The 15,878-nt window shown below is 68.4% G+C and carries 16 protein-coding genes; 11 read left to right on the top strand and 5 right to left on the bottom strand.

The window, feature by feature from the left end; genetic code table 11:
• Positions 1–14 precede the first annotated feature (14 nt).
• The gene (locus E4P24_RS08300) at positions 15–1,136 is read right to left on the bottom strand and encodes a pyridoxal phosphate-dependent aminotransferase (RefSeq protein WP_115802641.1); all 1,122 of its coding nucleotides are present in this window, start codon (positions 1,134–1,136) and stop codon (positions 15–17) included.
• Positions 1,137–1,392: 256 nt separating this feature from the next.
• Between E4P24_RS08300 and E4P24_RS08295 the strand changes: the two genes are divergently transcribed.
• From E4P24_RS08295 to E4P24_RS08280, 4 genes are read left to right on the top strand one after another with little or no spacing between them, the layout of a single operon-like run.
• Positions 1,393–2,439 carry an ABC transporter substrate-binding protein gene (locus E4P24_RS08295; RefSeq protein ID WP_115891240.1) on the top strand — a complete coding sequence of 349 codons (1,047 nt, stop codon included), beginning with the start codon at positions 1,393–1,395 and terminating at the stop codon, positions 2,437–2,439.
• Positions 2,436–3,305 carry an ABC transporter permease gene (locus tag E4P24_RS08290; RefSeq protein WP_004063212.1) on the top strand — a complete coding sequence of 290 codons (870 nt, stop codon included), beginning with the start codon at positions 2,436–2,438 and terminating at the stop codon, positions 3,303–3,305. The genes E4P24_RS08295 and E4P24_RS08290 overlap by 4 nt, the downstream gene beginning before the upstream one ends.
• Complete coding sequence (locus E4P24_RS08285) at positions 3,293–4,117, top strand: ABC transporter ATP-binding protein (RefSeq protein WP_006600251.1); 825 nt, start codon at positions 3,293–3,295, stop codon at positions 4,115–4,117. Before E4P24_RS08290 ends, E4P24_RS08285 begins: the two co-directional genes overlap by 13 nt.
• Positions 4,118–4,151: 34 nt before the next feature.
• On the top strand, positions 4,152–4,601 hold the full coding sequence (locus E4P24_RS08280; RefSeq protein ID WP_223173903.1) for a hypothetical protein: 450 nt from the start codon (positions 4,152–4,154) through the stop codon (positions 4,599–4,601).
• A 1-nt stretch (position 4,602) separates the two neighbouring features.
• Here the strand turns inward: E4P24_RS08280 and E4P24_RS08275 are convergent, their stop codons facing one another.
• The gene (locus E4P24_RS08275) at positions 4,603–4,752 is read right to left on the bottom strand and encodes a hypothetical protein (protein WP_004041491.1); all 150 of its coding nucleotides are present in this window, start codon (positions 4,750–4,752) and stop codon (positions 4,603–4,605) included.
• A 150-nt stretch (positions 4,753–4,902) separates the two neighbouring features.
• Here E4P24_RS08275 and E4P24_RS08270 point away from each other — a divergent pair, with 150 nt between their 5' ends.
• On the top strand, positions 4,903–6,282 hold the full coding sequence (locus E4P24_RS08270) for a DEAD/DEAH box helicase family protein (RefSeq protein WP_004063216.1): 1,380 nt from the start codon (positions 4,903–4,905) through the stop codon (positions 6,280–6,282).
• A gap of 14 nt (positions 6,283–6,296) precedes the next feature.
• On the opposite strand, the gene E4P24_RS08265 is transcribed toward E4P24_RS08270, so the two are convergent.
• Positions 6,297–6,689 (bottom strand): transcriptional initiation protein Tat, encoded by a 393-nt coding sequence (locus E4P24_RS08265; RefSeq protein ID WP_115859820.1) that lies wholly within the window; start codon positions 6,687–6,689, stop codon positions 6,297–6,299.
• Positions 6,690–6,817: 128 nt separating this feature from the next.
• On the opposite strand from E4P24_RS08265, the gene E4P24_RS08260 reads away from it, so the two are divergent.
• Positions 6,818–8,320 (top strand): DUF790 family protein, encoded by a 1,503-nt coding sequence (locus E4P24_RS08260; protein WP_188148343.1) that lies wholly within the window; start codon positions 6,818–6,820, stop codon positions 8,318–8,320.
• A 33-nt stretch (positions 8,321–8,353) separates the two neighbouring features.
• On the opposite strand, the gene E4P24_RS08255 is transcribed toward E4P24_RS08260, so the two are convergent.
• Positions 8,354–8,890, bottom strand: a complete 537-nt coding sequence (locus E4P24_RS08255) for a hypothetical protein (protein WP_004041487.1) — start codon at positions 8,888–8,890, stop codon at positions 8,354–8,356.
• Positions 8,887–9,828 (bottom strand): RsmB/NOP family class I SAM-dependent RNA methyltransferase, encoded by a 942-nt coding sequence (locus E4P24_RS08250; RefSeq protein WP_004970655.1) that lies wholly within the window; start codon positions 9,826–9,828, stop codon positions 8,887–8,889. The genes E4P24_RS08255 and E4P24_RS08250 overlap by 4 nt, the downstream gene beginning before the upstream one ends.
• A gap of 172 nt (positions 9,829–10,000) precedes the next feature.
• Between E4P24_RS08250 and E4P24_RS08245 the strand changes: the two genes are divergently transcribed.
• From E4P24_RS08245 to dnaJ, 5 genes are all read left to right on the top strand, one after another.
• Positions 10,001–10,747 (top strand): proteasome assembly chaperone family protein, encoded by a 747-nt coding sequence (locus E4P24_RS08245; RefSeq protein ID WP_163489137.1) that lies wholly within the window; start codon positions 10,001–10,003, stop codon positions 10,745–10,747.
• Between the two features lie 126 nt (positions 10,748–10,873).
• Complete coding sequence (locus E4P24_RS08240) at positions 10,874–11,569, top strand: nucleotide exchange factor GrpE (protein WP_004041484.1); 696 nt, start codon at positions 10,874–10,876, stop codon at positions 11,567–11,569.
• A gap of 126 nt (positions 11,570–11,695) precedes the next feature.
• Positions 11,696–12,457 carry an alpha/beta hydrolase gene (locus E4P24_RS08235; RefSeq protein ID WP_188148666.1) on the top strand — a complete coding sequence of 254 codons (762 nt, stop codon included), beginning with the start codon at positions 11,696–11,698 and terminating at the stop codon, positions 12,455–12,457.
• Between the two features lie 217 nt (positions 12,458–12,674).
• Positions 12,675–14,552, top strand: a complete 1,878-nt coding sequence (gene dnaK / locus E4P24_RS08230) for a molecular chaperone DnaK (RefSeq protein ID WP_115802633.1) — start codon at positions 12,675–12,677, stop codon at positions 14,550–14,552.
• A gap of 144 nt (positions 14,553–14,696) precedes the next feature.
• The gene (gene dnaJ, locus E4P24_RS08225) at positions 14,697–15,851 is read left to right on the top strand and encodes a molecular chaperone DnaJ (RefSeq protein WP_115859827.1); all 1,155 of its coding nucleotides are present in this window, start codon (positions 14,697–14,699) and stop codon (positions 15,849–15,851) included.
• Positions 15,852–15,878 lie beyond the last annotated feature (27 nt).

Raw genomic sequence — 15,878 nt, 5'->3', positions numbered from 1 at the left:
GGCGTGTTGCGGGCTCAGACGACCGCGTCGTACGCCTCGCCCATTATCTCGATGGCCTCGCGGAGCGACTCGGTGTCGGTCGCGTACGACAGTCGGGCGTAGCCGTGGCCGTGTTCACCGAACGCCTCGCCCGGCACGATAATCACGCCGCGGTCGATGCACTCGTCGACGAAGCCCTCGGGCACCTCGGGCATGACGTAGAACGCGCCGCCCGGCGACGGGACGGTGAGGCCGATGTCCTCCAGTCCCTCGACGACGAGGTCGCGGCGCTCGCGGAACGTTTCGGTCATCTCCTCGATGCGGTCCTGCGGGCCGCTGAGCGCGGCCTCGGCCGCGAACTGCGCCGGCGCGGAGGCGCACGCCTGCACGTACTGGTGGACGCGGAGCATCCGTTCGACCCGGCGGGTGGAGCCGTACACCCAGCCGAGTCGCCAGCCGGTCATCGAAAACAGCTTCGAGGCCGAGTTGACGACGACGACGTTGTCCGTCTCGGCGAACTCGATTGGCGAGCGGTGTTCGCCTTCGAAGACGGTGTACTCGTACACCTCGTCGGAGATGCAGAGCACGTCGTGTTCGTCGGCGATGCGGGCGAACTCCGCGATGTCGTCGGGCGGCGACACCGCGCCCGTCGGATTGCCGGGGCTGTTGACGACGAACGCCGCGGTGTCCTCGGTGATGGCGTCTTCGACCGCCGCGGGGTCGAGCGTCAGGTCGTCGCGGAGCGGGACCGGCACCGGTTCGCCGCCGGCGAGTTTCGTGAGCGCGTCGTAGGAGACGAAGCCGGGGTCGGGGATGATGACCTCGTCGCCCTCGTTCACGTGCGCCTCGATGGCGATGTGGAGCGCCTCGCTCCCGCCCGCCGTTGCGATGACGTCGTCGGGGTCGAGGTCGACGCCCTGGTCGCGGCGGTGCTTCTCGGCGATGGCCTCGCGCAGGCTCGGGAGGCCCTTGTTCCCGGTGTAGCCGTCGGCCTCGCCGGCTTCGATGGCCTCGACGGCCGCCTGCCGGGCGTGGTCCGGGGCCGGGAAGTCGGGCTGACCCAGCCCGAGGTTGATAGCGTCTTCGCCAGCCGCCTCGAACACCTTGCGAATGCCGCTGATGGAGATGCGCTCCACCCGGTCGGAGAACTGCGTCATATCCTATCCGGTGTCGCCGTTCGGGATAGTTCTTCCCACGCACGGCCGCGGTCGACCAATCGGCTCGGTGACGTGACTGGCGGTGTTTAGCGGCCATTCATGCCGCTATCTCGGAGTCAACAGTTCAGAGAAACCGACCGTTCAAACCTCGAATACGGTCGTAGAACGGGAATAACTCGGTTTCAATGCGTCATCTACCGCGTCTATCGTTACCGGGTACGCGCCCCGAATAAGGCGCTGATTCGTAACGAGGGCAATGACAGAGGCACCACGTTCGACGTCGATTAGCCGTAGACGATTCCTGCAAGGGTCCGGCCTCGCAGCGACCGCCGGCCTCGCGGGTTGTCTCGGCGGGTCCGGCGGAAGCGGGCTGGACGAACTCAACGTCGCCTACATGCCCATCTACCCGGATATGCAGTACTTCGTGCTGGAAGAAGAGGGACTGTTCGACCAGCTTTCGGTCCCGGTCTCGGGCAAGAAGTTCTCCGACGGCCCGAGCATCGTCCAGGCGTCCGCGACGGGCGACTTCGACGTGATGATGTTCGGCATCGTCCCGGCGATGATCGTCATGGACAAGGGCATCCCCGCGAAGATTACCGCCGCGAACATCAAGAACGCGATGCAGATTCTCGCCACCGACGAGTTCGCCGCGCTGTGGGAGGAACACGGCTCGGACGCCTTCGCGGAGTTCGAGGCGGAGAAGGGTCGTAAGTTCACGTTCGGCACGTTCCCGCCGGGGTCGGTCCCGGACATCCTGCTCCGCTACTGGGTTCAGAACACGCTCGGGCTCGACCCCGAGGAGGACGTGAACATCAAGGGCCTCGGCGGCGCGGCCGCGGTCCAGCAGGCGCTCCTCTCGAACAACGTCGACGGCACGAGCATCATGGAGCCCGTGCCGACGGTCATCGACGCCAACGACGCGCCGTTCCAGTCCATCGCGTGGGCGGGCGACTTCATGCCCGGCCAGCCCGCGGCGGTCACGCTCATGCACGACCGCCTCCGGCAGGACAACCGCGACCTCGCCACGGAGTTCGTCGAACTCCACCGGCAGGCGACGAACTTCGTCGACGACGACCCCGACACGGCCGCCCAGCACGCGAGCACGGTCATCGGGGAGAGCGCGCTCCCGGTCGAGACCGCCCGCGCGGCGCTCGATTCGCCCGCCTCGGACTTCATCACAGACCCCCACGACATCGAAGGCGGCGCTGAAATATTCGCCGACTACGCCCAGACGCTCGGGAAGACGGAGGCGCAGTTGACCGTCGACGAGATGTTCGACTACGGTATCTACGACTCGCTATGAGCAACGACGAAGTCGGCAGCGGCGTCGCCCTCTCGGAGACCGAGGCGGACGAGCGACTGCTCGACCGGCTCGCGGGGTTCTCCTCGGAACGGACGGGGCTCGCGGTCGCCGGCTTCGCGGGCTTTCTCGCCGTCTGGCACGTCGCCGCGCTGTTCCAGCCGACGTACCTCCTCCCCTCGCCCGTCGAGGTGCTCGCGGCGTTCGTCGTCGAACTCACCGCGCCGGCGTCGCTTTCGATTCCCTTCACCGGCGCGGAACTCCCGGCGACGCGGCTCCTCGTCAAATTAGTCCAGAGTCTCTACCACTACGTGCCGGGCCTGCTCATCGGGACCTCGCTCGGCGTCTTCGCGGGCATCGCCATGGGCTGGAACACCCGCGTCGACAGCGTCTTCACGCCGGTCACGCGCCTGCTCCGGCCGATTCCGCCGCTGGCGTGGATTGGGTTCGCAGTCATCTGGCTCGGCGTCAACCACCAAGGCGCGACGTTCATCGTGGCCATCGGCTCCTTCTGGATTAACTTTTACAGCGCCTACGGCGGCGTCGAGGGCGTCTCCGAGGACCTCAAGGAGGTCGCGGCGACCCTCGGCGTCGACGACGACTGGACGATGATTCGGAAGGTCGTCATCCCGGCGGCCAGCCCCTCCATCATGACCGGCATCCGGACGAGCATCGGCCAGTGTTGGATGATCGTCGTCGCGGCCGAACTCATCGTCGGCGTCGGCGTCGGCTACGAGATTCTCAACACGGCGCAGAACCTCGCGATGGACGTGTCGGTCGCCTACATGCTCGTTATCAGCATCGTCTTCCTCGTGAGCGACGGCCTGTTCCGCCGGGTCGAACGGCGGGTGCTGGAGTGGAGAGCATGAGCGACGACGCGAACGCGGATGCGGGTGCGGCCGGGGACACGAGCGCAACCGCGGCCGACTCCGACGAGGCCGCGACGGTCAGCGTCGACTCGCTCGGCAAGACCTACGCGTCCGACCGGCGGACGGTCGAGGCGCTGTCGGACGTGGAGTTCGCCGTCGAGGACGGCGAGTTCGTCTGTATCGTCGGCCCCTCGGGGTGCGGCAAGACGACGCTGTTCCGCATCATCGCCGGTCTCGAAGACGCCACCTCGGGCGCGGTCACCCTCGACGGCTCGCCCGTCACCGGCCCCGGAACCGACCGCGGGATGGTGTTCCAAGAGTACGGGCTGTTCCCGTGGCGGACCGTCAGCGAGAACGTCGCCTTCGGGCTCGAAGAACAGGGCGTCGAGGAGCCGGCGCGCTCGGAGCGCGTGACGGAGATGCTCGAACTCGTCGGCCTCGACGGCTTCGCCGACGCCTATCCCAAAGAGCTGTCCGGCGGGATGAAACAGCGCGTCGGCATCGCCCGCGCGCTCGCGGTCGACCCCGAACTGCTCCTCATGGACGAGCCGTTCGGCGCGGTCGACGCGCAGACCCGCGACATGCTCCACGGCGAACTGCTCGACATCTGGGCGGAGACGGACAAGACGGTGCTCTTTGTCACCCACGACGTGGAGGAGGCGGTCACGCTCGCAGACCGCGTGGTCGTCATGGCCGCCAACCCCGGTCGCGTCCGCGAAATCGTCTCGGTCGATATCGACCGCCCGCGCGAGCGGACCGAAAGCGAGTTCGCGGCGTACGTCGAGCGGATTCGCGGGCTCATCGGGGAGTAAGTTTTTCGCCCCCGGTTCGGTAGCCCAGTTTATGATGTCTAGACGACAGATGGTCGCTGGCGCAGTTGCCGGACTCGGTGGCATCGGCCTCGTCGGAAACGCGGTGTATCAGGAACACAGGCCGAAGCTGTCGCTCTCGGTGATGAACTTCCACGACCAACCGCACTCCGTGACCGTGCAACTCGTTCGCCGCGGTGCCGACGAGTGGAGCGAAGGACTCGCGTGGATGGAGTATATCGACATCGAGGCGCAACCCGAGGACGGGGACGTTCCGAGACTGAACTTTCCGGCGGTTGCTCCCGCTCGGCCGTACATCGTCCGCATCGAAGCCCTGAGCCACAATATCGGCGACCGAGAGTTCACGTACCTGCCCGACTGTTCCGGGTACGACTCACCAACACCCAGCATGTACATCGTCATCTCCACGGACGCGGAGATTAAACTCAAAGGGACCGGGTGTAGCGATGATTCGCTGTGGTACTGAACTACTCCCGCGCCGCTCGCAATTCGTCGATGTGCGCGTCGATGACCGACAGCGTCGCGTCGGCGTCGACGTAGCCCTTCTCGTACTCCTTCATCGCGCTGTTGTAGTCGCTGAGGAACTGTGCGACCGCGTCGTCGAGGTCGTCGCTCATACACGTCCGTAGCCCCGTCATCGGATTTGAACCTTCGGCCCGCGGGCGGCGGGCGGCGGGGCGGAACCCCGCGACACTCCCGCCCGGCTCGGCCCGCGTGTCCACCGCGGGACCGTCGATTTATCACCGCGCCCCGCCAACGCGCCGGTAGTGACGACCCTCCGATTCGAGGACGGAACCGTCCACATCGGCACTGACGGCGACAGCGCTGCGGGCGACGACTCCGACGTTCGGGCCGCCCTCGCCGACGTACCGAGCGTCGAAGCCGACCCCCGAAGCGGCGGCTATCGCGCCCCTGCGATTCGGTACGCCGCGGTTCGGGACGCGCTCGACGCGGCCGGCGTCGACTCCGACGACCGGGTCGCGGCCGCCCTCGACTCTCCGCTCTCGCTTTCGACGACCTACGACCTCCGCGACTACCAGCGCGCCGCCCTCGACGCGTGGCTCGATGCAGACGCAGCGGGCGTCGTGGAACTCCCGACCGGCGCGGGCAAGACTGTGCTGGCGGTCGCCGCGATGGTCGCCCGCTCCGTGCCGACGCTCGTCGTCGTGCCGACCATCGATTTACAGGACCAGTGGATACGCGAACTCGAAACCGAGTTCGACGTGCCGGTCGGGCGGTTCGGCGGCGGCGAACAGACGCAGGAGTCCATCACGGTCTCGACGTACGACTCGGCGTACCTCCGCGCCGACGACGTGGGCGGCGACTTCGGCCTCGTCGTCTTCGACGAGGTGCACCACCTCGGCGGCGAGGGATACCGGGACATCCCGCGGTTCCTCGCCGCGCCCGCCCGCCTCGGCCTGACGGCGACGTTCGAGCGACCGGACGGCGCGCACGAGCGCGTCGAGGAACTCGTCGGCCCGCGGGTGTACCGCCTCGACGTGGACGATTTGGCGGGCGACCACCTCGCTGATTACGAGGTCCGTCGCATCGAGGTCGAACTGACGGCCGACGAGCGCGAGACGTACGACGAGGCACAGGAGACGTTCGTGAACTACCTGCGCACCTCGGGGCTGTCGATGCAGTCGGGAAGCGACTACCAGAAGCTCGTGATGCGGTCGGGCAACGACCCGCGGGCGCGGGAGGCACTGCTCGCCAAGCAGCGCGCCCGCGACGTGATGATGAACTCCGAGGCGAAGGTGGACAAACTGGCTCGGTTGCTCGCGCGGCACCGCGAGGACCGCGTCATCGTCTTCACCGCCTCGACCGACCTCGTCTACCGCATCTCGCGGCGCTTCCTCGTCCCGCCGATAACCAACGAGACCGGGACGAAAGAGCGCCGCGAAATCCTCGACCGCTTCCGCGACGGGACCTACGACACCGTCGTCGCGGCCAACGTGCTCGACGAGGGCGTGGACGTGCCCGACGCCAACGTCGGCATCCTGCTTTCGGGGTCGGGGTCGGAACGCGAGTTCACCCAGCGACTCGGCCGTATCCTCCGGCCGAAGACCGACGGCTCGACCGCGACGCTCTACGAACTCGTGAGCGTCGAGACGGCGGAAGAACGGGTGGCGGCCCGGCGTCGGTGACGCGGAAACCCCTCTCAGACCAGCGAGACGTTCAGGTCGCCGTCGTCGGAGAAGGCGTCGTATTCGACGTCGAACTCGATTTCGAAGTCGGCGGTCCCGCCGGCCGGCACGGTGAGTTCCCGCGACTGCGTCGTGCGTTCGCCGCCGACGCTGACCCGGACTTCGACCGTGGTGAGTCGCTCGGCCCCGCCGTCGTTGAGAACCGACCCGAAGACCCGGAGACGGCCGTCGTCGGTCGCCTCGTAGTCGATATCTTCGATGCGGACCGGGGAGACCTCGGGCGTGTCCCGGGGGTTGCCCGCCGGCGCCGCCGGTGGGTTTCGCGGCCCCGTCGCGCCCGGTAGCGACCCCAGACAACCCGACGACAGGCCGACCGCGACCAGTCCGAGGAGGCGTCGTCGCTCCATACGGTGGCGTCCGCCGCGGACGCAATGAACCTTGCCGTCCGCGTCGTCGGTCGCGTCTCACTCACCGTCGCGCGCGCGTCTCCCCGCCGCCCGAGTCGCTTTTGTCCCGCGACCCCCTCGTTGCGAGCGTGCTGACGAAGGACCTGCTTCGGGTGTCGCGGGCGGGCGGCGGCTACCACCCGCAGTTCGCTGACCGGGGCGACCGCCCGCTGGCCGCGAAGGCCATCGGCGTCTTCCGGCGACACGTCGGCGACGCGCGGGCCCCCCTCGACGACGCCCTCGCCGACCTCGAAGCCGAGGCCGACGACTTCAAACTCGCCCGCGGGTTCGCGTCGCTCCTCGACCGCGAGGCGGTGTTCGAGACGGCGGCTCCCCTGCCGCCGGTCCGCGCCCGACGCGCCGCGTTCGAGGCCGCGATGAGCGTCGGCGGCGTGGCGACCGAGGAGGAACGGGCCGCGGCGCTCGACCGCGCGGCGTCCTCGCTCGGGTCGTCGCCGGCGGCGGTCGACGAGTCGCTCACGGCCGACCGCGAGGTCGAACAGGTGCTCTCCGAGTTCGACCCGCGGTGGACGCCCGACGAACTGCTCGCGCAGTACAACCTCTCGCTCGCCCAGACCGCCCTGTTCGACGCGACCGAGGTCCGGGTCCGAAGCTCCGACCCGAAGGCCGTCGTCTCGGCGGTCAAGCGCCTCCGCCTGATGTACGAGATTCGGAAGACCGACGCCGGCCGCGAGGTCGTCGTCACCGGCCCCGACGCGCTCTTTCAGCGAACCCGGCGGTACGGGACCGCCTTCGCCCGCCTGCTCCGGTCGGTCGCCACCGCCGGCGACTGGCGACTCGCGGCGACTATCGACGACCGCGGGACCGAGCGCGAGATGACGCTCACGAGCGACGACGTGTCGGTTCCGGGCGTCGAGCCGATGGCCGAACCCGGCTTCGACAGCGGCGTGGAGGCCGACTTCGCCGCCCGCTTCCGCGGCCTCGACCTCGACTGGTCGCTCGTCCGGGAGCCGGAACCCCTCGAAACGGGGACGAGCGTGATGATTCCGGACTTCGCGTTCGACTACGCGCACGCCGACTTCCGCGTCTTCTTCGAGATTATGGGCTTTTGGACGCCCGAGTACGTCGAAAAGAAACTGGGCCAACTCGCCGACGTGGAGGACGTGGAACTCGTCGTCGCCGTGGACGAGTCGCTCGGCGTCGGCGAGGACATCGCCGCCCGCGACCACCGCGCCGTCCCCTACGCAGGCTCCGTGCGCGTGAAGGACGTGGTTGACGTGCTGCGCGACTACGAGTCCGACCTCGTCGCCGACGCGGCGTCGTCGCTCCCCGCCGAACTCGCGCCCGACGACGACGTGGTGACGCTGTCTGCCCTCGCGGCCGCCCGCGGCGTCTCGGTCGACGCGCTCGACGACGTGGCCTTCCCGGAACACGAACTCGTCGGGCGGACGCTAGTTCGGCCCGCCGTCCTCGACGCGGTCGCCGGGGAAATCGAGGCTGGAATGTCGCTGTCGGCGGCCGAGTCCGCCCTCGCCGACCGCGGCCTCGACGACGCGAGCGCGGTCCTCTCGTGGCTCGGCTACCGGGTCGAGTGGGAGGGACTGACCGGCGGGGCGGTCAGAGAGAAGTAGCGGGGCGCAGCACCGCGACCCGGTCGCTGCCGGCTATTCCGGTTTGACGAGGTCTTCCTGCCGACCCTTGGGGACGGTCGAGCGGAGTTCCCCGTGGAGGTAGAGACCGACGCCGAGGGGTTCGAGTTCGCCGGCGATTTCGTGGGCGGCGGTGAGGTAGCCCCAGTCGCCCTCCCACCGGTCGAGCTGTTGGTCGTGGCCGTCGACGAACGCCTGCGCCTCGCTCGGACTCAGTTCGATGACGTTCTTCGTCGCGTCGCCGCAGAAGCGCTGGACCGCGTTGGTCGAGGGCTTCCAGTGGCGCTGGCGGGTCCGCAGGATGCGCATCCCGAGCCCCTCGACTTCGATGGGGTCGACGACCTCGCCGTGGAACGCCCAAATCTTGCCCGCGCCCTTCTCCCAGAACGTGTACCCGTCGAAGACCGCGGGGTCGACGCCGAACCGCTCGTCCCACCAGTCGACGACCTCCTCGCGGGAGGGCCGCCCCTCGACGACGCGGTCGTCGGCCGTCGGCGGCAGGCGGTCGAACTGCTGGCCCCAGTTCTCGTCGGGGGCGGTGTCGTCGCTCATGCGGTCACCTCCAGTTTGGCGGTGAAGAAGCCGCCCGTGTCGTTGTGGTGCGGGTAGACGCGGCGAGCCTTGGTCACCGACGGGTCGTACTCGTCGCCCTCCCACTCGGTGATGCCGGGCGCGGTCTCGAAGCCGTCGGGCACGTCCCACTCGACGACCTCGCAGTCCTCACGTTCGAGGACGAAGTCGAGGATGGCCTCGTTCTCCTCGGGCGCGAAGGTACAGGTGGAGTAGACGACGGTGCCGCCGGCTTTCGTCACCTGCACGGCCCGCCGGAGGATGCCCTTCTGGATGCCGGCGACGCTCTTGACGTGGTTCATCGTCCACTCGTCGAGCACGTCGGGGTTCTTCCGGCAGGTGCCCTCGCAGGAACACGGCGCGTCGACGAGGACGCGGTCGAACTGCTCGAACGACGCGTCCCTCTCGGGGGTTCGCTCCCCGTAGGGCTTCATCGAGAAGTTGCGGGCGTCCTGATTCGACACGACGAGGTTCGTCACGCCGAGGCGCTCGGCGTTGTGGCGGAGCGCCGACAGCCGCCCGAGGTTGTTGTCGTTGCCGACGAGGACGCCCTCGTCGTCCATCATGGCGGCTATCTGGGTCGTCTTCGACCCCGGCGCGGCGCAGGTGTCCCAGACGCGCTCGCCCGGCTGCGGGTCGAGGGCGATAGCCGGGAGCGCCGACACCTCCTCTTGGCCGTGGAGCCAGCCGTGGAAGTACGGCCAGTTCGTCCCCGGACTGCTGTCTTCGAGCTTGAGGATGCCGGGATGCCAGTCGGTCGGTTCGTAGGCGACGCCCTCGTCGTCGAGCGCCTCGCGGGCGCGCGCCACCGTCGTCTTGATGGTGTTGACGCGGACGACGGAGGGAAGCGGCCGCTCGCAGGCCGCGAAAAAGGCCTCCTCGTCGTCCACGAGCGGCGCGTACCGCTGGAGCGGGTTCATGACACTCGATTCCGCGCGGGCGCGCTTGTCGGTTTCGGAGTCGCCGGCGGGGTCGCAGGCGTCGTCGCCGGGAGACGCCACCGCCGAAGCAATCGCGCCGGGGCGAGGCCGGCAGGCGATGACCGCACAGTCGCCCGTCGGATTTACCTCGCCCCGGCGACCATGTTCACGTATGGCACGCATTCGCGTCCTCGCGGAGGAACTCACCGACGAACTGGAGTCGCCGACGCTGGTCGAAGGGCTGCCGGGCGTGGGATTGGTCGGCAAAATCGCGGCCGACCACCTGGTCTCGGAGTTCGACATGACCCACTACGCCGACGTGTTCTGCGAGGGCGTCCCGAAGGTCGCGGTCTACATGGAGGACGACCCGGCGTTGCACCCGCCGGTCAGGCTCTACGCCGACGCGGAGCGGGACCTGCTCGTCCTCCAGAGCGACATCCCCATCCGGCCCGAGGCGGCGACCGAACTCGCCACCTGCCTCGGCCCGTGGTTCGAGGAACTCGACGTGCTCCCCGTGTTCCTCTCGGGCATCGCCCGAGAGAAGTCCGAGGACGTGCCCGCGCTCTACGGCGTCGGCACCGACGGCGCGGCGCCGCGGCTCGAAGCCGCCGATATCGACAGTCCGACGGAGACCGGCCTCGTCTCGGGGCCGACGGGCGCGCTCCTGAGCAACGCCGTCTCGGTCGGCCGGCCGGCGCTCGCGTTGGTCGTCGAGTCGGACCCGCAGTTCCCCGACCCCGAGGCGGCCCGCGTCGTCATCAAACACGGCATCGAACCGCTCGTCGGTATCGAGGTGCCCGTGGACGACCTCGTGAACAGCGCCACCGAGATACGGCAGGCCAAAGAGCAGTTGGCCCGGCGGATGCAGCAGTCCGACGAGGAGAGCACGCAGGCGCGACCGCTCGGGATGTACCAGTAAGCGGAGTGGACGGCGCTGGCCGTCGGTCGCGGGGAGTCTCGGCCCGCGCGACGGTTCCGCCCTGAGAAGCGTTTCGGCCGACCCGCAGTCTACACGTTTAAGCCGCGTCGGACACTTCTCCCGCCCATGAGCGACGACCCTGCCGAGTCGGTCACGGACGCGAACGCAGACGCCGAGACTGACGCGGCATCCGACGCAGCGGCGCAGACGGCCGAAGACGCGGCGACGGACGCCGACGGCGAGGCGTCGAGCGCCGAGTCGGCGGCCGAGGAATCCGGCGCGACGGGCGACGGGCCGACCGTCGCTGACCGCGTCGCCGAGTACGACGACGACCTCGCGGCCGAGGTCGCGGCGCTCGAAGCCCGCGTCGACGACCTCGAAGCCGAGCGCGACGAGGCGGAAGCGACGGCCGAGGAACTCCAGTCGCGTCTCAAGCGGACGCAGGCCGACTTCCAGAACTACAAGAAGCGCGCGAAGAAGCGGCAGTCCCAAATCAAAGACCGCGCCACCGAGGACTTCGTCGAGCGCGTCGTCACCGTCCGCGACAACCTCGTTCGCGCGCTCGACCAGGACGAGGACGCCGACATCCGCGGCGGCCTCGAATCGACGCTCAAGGAGTTCGACCGCATCCTCGAAGACGAGAACGTCGAAATCATCGACCCCGAACCGGGGACCGACGTGGACCCGAACCGCCACGAAGTGATGATGCGCGTCGACAGCGACCAGCCGGCGGACACCGTCGCCGACGTGTTCCAGCCCGGCTACGAGATGGCCGACAAGGTCATCCGCGCCGCGCAAATCACGGTCAGTAAGGGCGAATAGCGCGCCGTCGACCGGGCGCTCGCCGTCGCCGGGAGCGGTCTCGCCTCCCCGACCCGGCGAGGACTTTTGTTCTCACCTCGCTATCACTACGCCATGCGACTTCGTTCCCGTCGGCGGCGGCCGACCGTGCGCGTCACCCAACACGGCGACCCCGGCGACGACGACCTGCTTTTCGTCCTCGGGTGGGGCAACGAGCCGGGTCACCGGAGCGTCGAGTGGCTCCTCGACCGCCTCACCTACGAGGGCTACCACGTCCACGCCGTCGAACTGCCGACGAACGGCTGGGAGTTCGAGCGCCAGTACGTGAGTCCGGTGCGGGCGTACGCGGTCGACCGCGACATCGACCTCGTGCTCAGCCACAGCACCGGCGGCCTCGTCGCCGCCCACCTCGACCTCGCGGTTCGGAACGTCTTTCTGAGCCCGTGGTGGGGAACGGCCGTCTCGGGGCTCGCCGCCCTCCTGTTTCCCCTCGTCAGTCGGCTGCCGACGACCAAACCTATCGTCCCGTCCGGCATCTCCCGCGAGGACCTCGGCGAACTGAAACTCGCCGCCGAACTGGCCGACGTCCCGGCTAACGCCTCGCCCGCCTTTCTCCGCATGATTCGTGGCGCGCAGGCGTCGCTGCCGCCGTTCCGCCCCGACGACGTGGTGTTCGCCTCGCTTTCGGACCGGGTCGTGGACGTTCGCGCAATCGGCGACCGGACGCCGGCGTCGAACCTCGTCCCGTACGACGGCGGTCACGAGTTCTTCGCCAGCGAGGGCCGCGAACGGACGCTTTCCACGGTGCTCGACGCCCTTGACGGGGCCGACGCGTCGTCGCTCCGGGCGAACGGCGCTGACGCGGCCGACTCGGCCGACGGAACCGAACGCCCGCAGCCGACGGACTGACGAGCAACGAGGTCGCACGGTCGGTCGGGTGCCGGGTCGCCGCCGGGCGACCACGCTCGGAGCGTCGCCGCGACGCGGTCGGCGGTTCTACATAAATCGACCGACCTCTTTTCGACGCGAGAATAGAAAATCGCAAGACGGCGTCGACCTCGGTGCACGCCGTGTGTCGCAGTATCTAGTAACCTTTAACCGGCAAAAGACGGTATTTGCGGGCAAGATGGCGAGCAACAAGATTCTGGGTATCGACCTCGGCACCACGAACAGCGCGTTCGCGGTGATGGAGGGCGGCGACCCGGAGATTATCGTGAACGCAGAAGGCGACCGAACCACCCCCTCCGTCGTCGCGTTCACCGACGACGGTGAGCGGTTGGTCGGCAAGCCGGCGAAGAACCAGGCCATCCAGAACCCGGAGCGCACGATTCGGTCCATCAAGCGCCACATGGGTGAGGACGGCTACACCGTCGATATCGAGGGTGAGGAGTACACGCCGGAGCAGATTTCGGCGATGATTCTCCAGAAAATCAAGCGCGACGCCGAGGACTACCTCGGCGACGAACTCCAGAAGGCCGTCATCACCGTCCCCGCGTACTTCAACGACAAACAGCGGCAGGCGACGAAGGACGCCGGCGAAATCGCGGGTCTCGACGTCGAGCGCATCGTCAACGAGCCGACCGCCGCGTCGATGGCCTACGGCCTCGACGACGAGTCGAACCAGACCGTGCTCGTCTACGACCTCGGCGGCGGCACCTTCGACGTGTCCGTCCTCGACCTCGGCGGCGGCGTCTACGAAGTGGTCGCCACCAACGGGGACAACGACCTCGGCGGCGACGACTGGGACGAAGCCATCATCGAGTGGCTCGCCACCGAGTTCGAAAACGACCACGGCATCGACCTCCGCGAGGACCGACAGGCGCTCCAGCGTCTCAAGGACGCGGCCGAGGAAGCCAAAATCGAACTCTCCTCGCGCAAGGAGACGACCATCAACCTCCCCTTTATCACGGCGACGGACTCCGGACCGGTCCACCTCGAATACGACCTGACCCGCGCGAAGTTCGAGTCGCTCACCGCTGACCTCATCGACCGCACGGTCGAGCCGACCGAGCAGGCGCTCGAAGACGCCGGCTACGACAAAGGCGACATCGACGACGTCATCCTCGTCGGCGGCTCCACCCGGATGCCGCAGGTCCGCGACAAGGTCGAAGAACTGCTCGGCTCCGAGCCGAAGAAGTCCGTCAACCCCGACGAGGCCGTCGCGCTCGGCGCGGCCATTCAGGGCGGCGTCCTCGGCGGCGAGGTCGACGACATCGTCCTCCTCGACGTGACGCCGCTGTCGCTCGGTATCGAGGTCAAAGGCGGCCTGTTCGAGCGCCTCATCGAGAAGAACACGACGATTCCGACCGAGGAGTCGAAGATATTCACCACCGCGGCCGACAACCAGACCACGGTGCAGGTCCGCGTCTTCCAGGGCGAACGCGAGATGGCCGAGGACAACGAACTCCTCGGCGAGTTCACGCTCTCCGGCATCCCGCCGGCCCCCGCGGGCACGCCGCAGATCGAAGTCGGCTTCAACATCGACGAGAACGGCATCGTCAACGTCTCCGCCGAGGACAAAGGCTCCGGCAACGCCGAGTCCATCACCATCGAGGGCGGCGCGGGGCTCTCCGACGACGAAATCGACCGCATGCAACAGGAGGCCGAACAGCACGCCGAAGAGGACAAAGAGCGCCGCCGCGCCGTCGAGGCCCGCAACGAGGCCGAGGGCGCGGTCCAGCGCGCGGAGACGCTCCTCGAAGAGAACGAGGAGAACGTCGACGACGAACTCCGCGCCGACATCGAGGCCGCCGTCGAGGACGTGGAAGCGGTGCTCGAAGACGACGACGCCTCCACGGACGAACTCGAAGACGTGACCGAGGAGCTCTCGAAGGAACTGCAGGAAATCGGCAAGCGCATGTACCAACAGCAGGCGCAGGCGCAGGCCGGCGGTCCCGGCGGCGCTGGCGCTGGTGCGGGCGCGGCGGGCGGCCCCGGCGGTGCGGACCCCGAGGACTTCGTCGACGCCGACGCGGACTTCGACGAGGACGACGAGGACAACTAACCACAGGTGGACGGTCGGGTCGCCGAGGGACCCGACGCCGGCGGTCGAATCCGGGCGAAACCCCCGGTTTGACCCCGTTCGCGCTCGCCGCGATACGAGAGACGGACTTTTCAAATACCTTCACCGGCTACAAGAGAGCAACTGATGAGCGAGGACTTCTACGACGTACTCGGGGTCTCGCGGGACGCCTCGAAAGACGAAATCAAGAACGCGTACCGCAAGAAGGCCGCGAAGTACCACCCCGACGTTTCCGACGAGGACGACGCCGAGGAGAAGTTCAAGAAGGTCCAGAAGGCCAAGGAGGTGCTCACGGACGACGAGAAGCGGCAGATGTACGACCAAGTCGGCCACGAGCGCTTCCAGCAGTCCCAGAAACGCGGCGGCGGTGGCGGCGGCCGCGGACAGGGCAATCCCTTCGGCGGCGGCAACCCGTTCGGCGGCATGGGCGGCGGTGGCGGCGGCTTCGAGGACATCTTCAACAACCTGTTCAACGGCGGCGCGGGCGGCCAACAGCGCAACCGTCCCCAGCAGGGCCGCGACGTGGCCCAGCGCATCTCAATCGACCTCGAAGACGCCTACCACGGCGTCGAGCGCGACGTGACGATTCGCCGCCGCGAGGTCTGTCCCGAGTGCGACGGCGAGGGTCATCCCGAGGACGCCGACGTGAACACCTGTTCGGAGTGTAACGGCTCGGGCCAGCAGACGACGGTCCAGCAGACCCCCTTCGGCCGCGTCCAGCAGACGACGACCTGTCGCGCCTGCGGCGGCGAGGGCGAGACGTACAGCGAGGACTGTTCGGAGTGCCGCGGGAGCGGGCGCGTCCGTCGCACTCGCGACGTGACCATCACCATCCCCGCCGGCTTCCGCGACGGCCAGCGCCTCCGCTACCGCGGCGAGGGCGAACCCGGCGAGAACGGCGGTCCCAACGGCGACCTGTTCGTCGAGGTCAACGTCCGCGACCACGAGGAGTTCGAGCGCGACGGCGACGACCTCCGGTACACCCATCCCATCTCCTTCCCGCAGGCCGTCTTCGGCGCGACCGTCGAGGTGCCGACCCTCGACGGCGAGGAGGAACTGAAGGTGCCCGCGGGCACCCAAAGCGGGTCGACGTTCACCGTCTCCGGCGCGGGGATGCCCCACCTCGACGGCCGGGGCCACGGCGACCTGCACGTCGAGGTCCACGTCGTCACGCCCGAGGACCTCAACAGCGAGCAGCGCGAGGCGCTCAAAGAGTTCGCCGAGGCCGGCGGCGAGGAGGTCAAAGAGGGCCTCTTCCAGAAACTGAAGAACTCGCTGTGAGCGATTTCCGACACCGCCACGCTCTCG

The organism is Haloferax sp. AS1 (assembly GCF_014530665.1).
Classification (GTDB): domain Archaea; phylum Halobacteriota; class Halobacteria; order Halobacteriales; family Haloferacaceae; genus Haloferax; species Haloferax volcanii.
The sequence above is the reverse complement of the archived record's forward strand: the minus strand, read 5'-3'. Positions and strand labels throughout refer to the sequence as shown.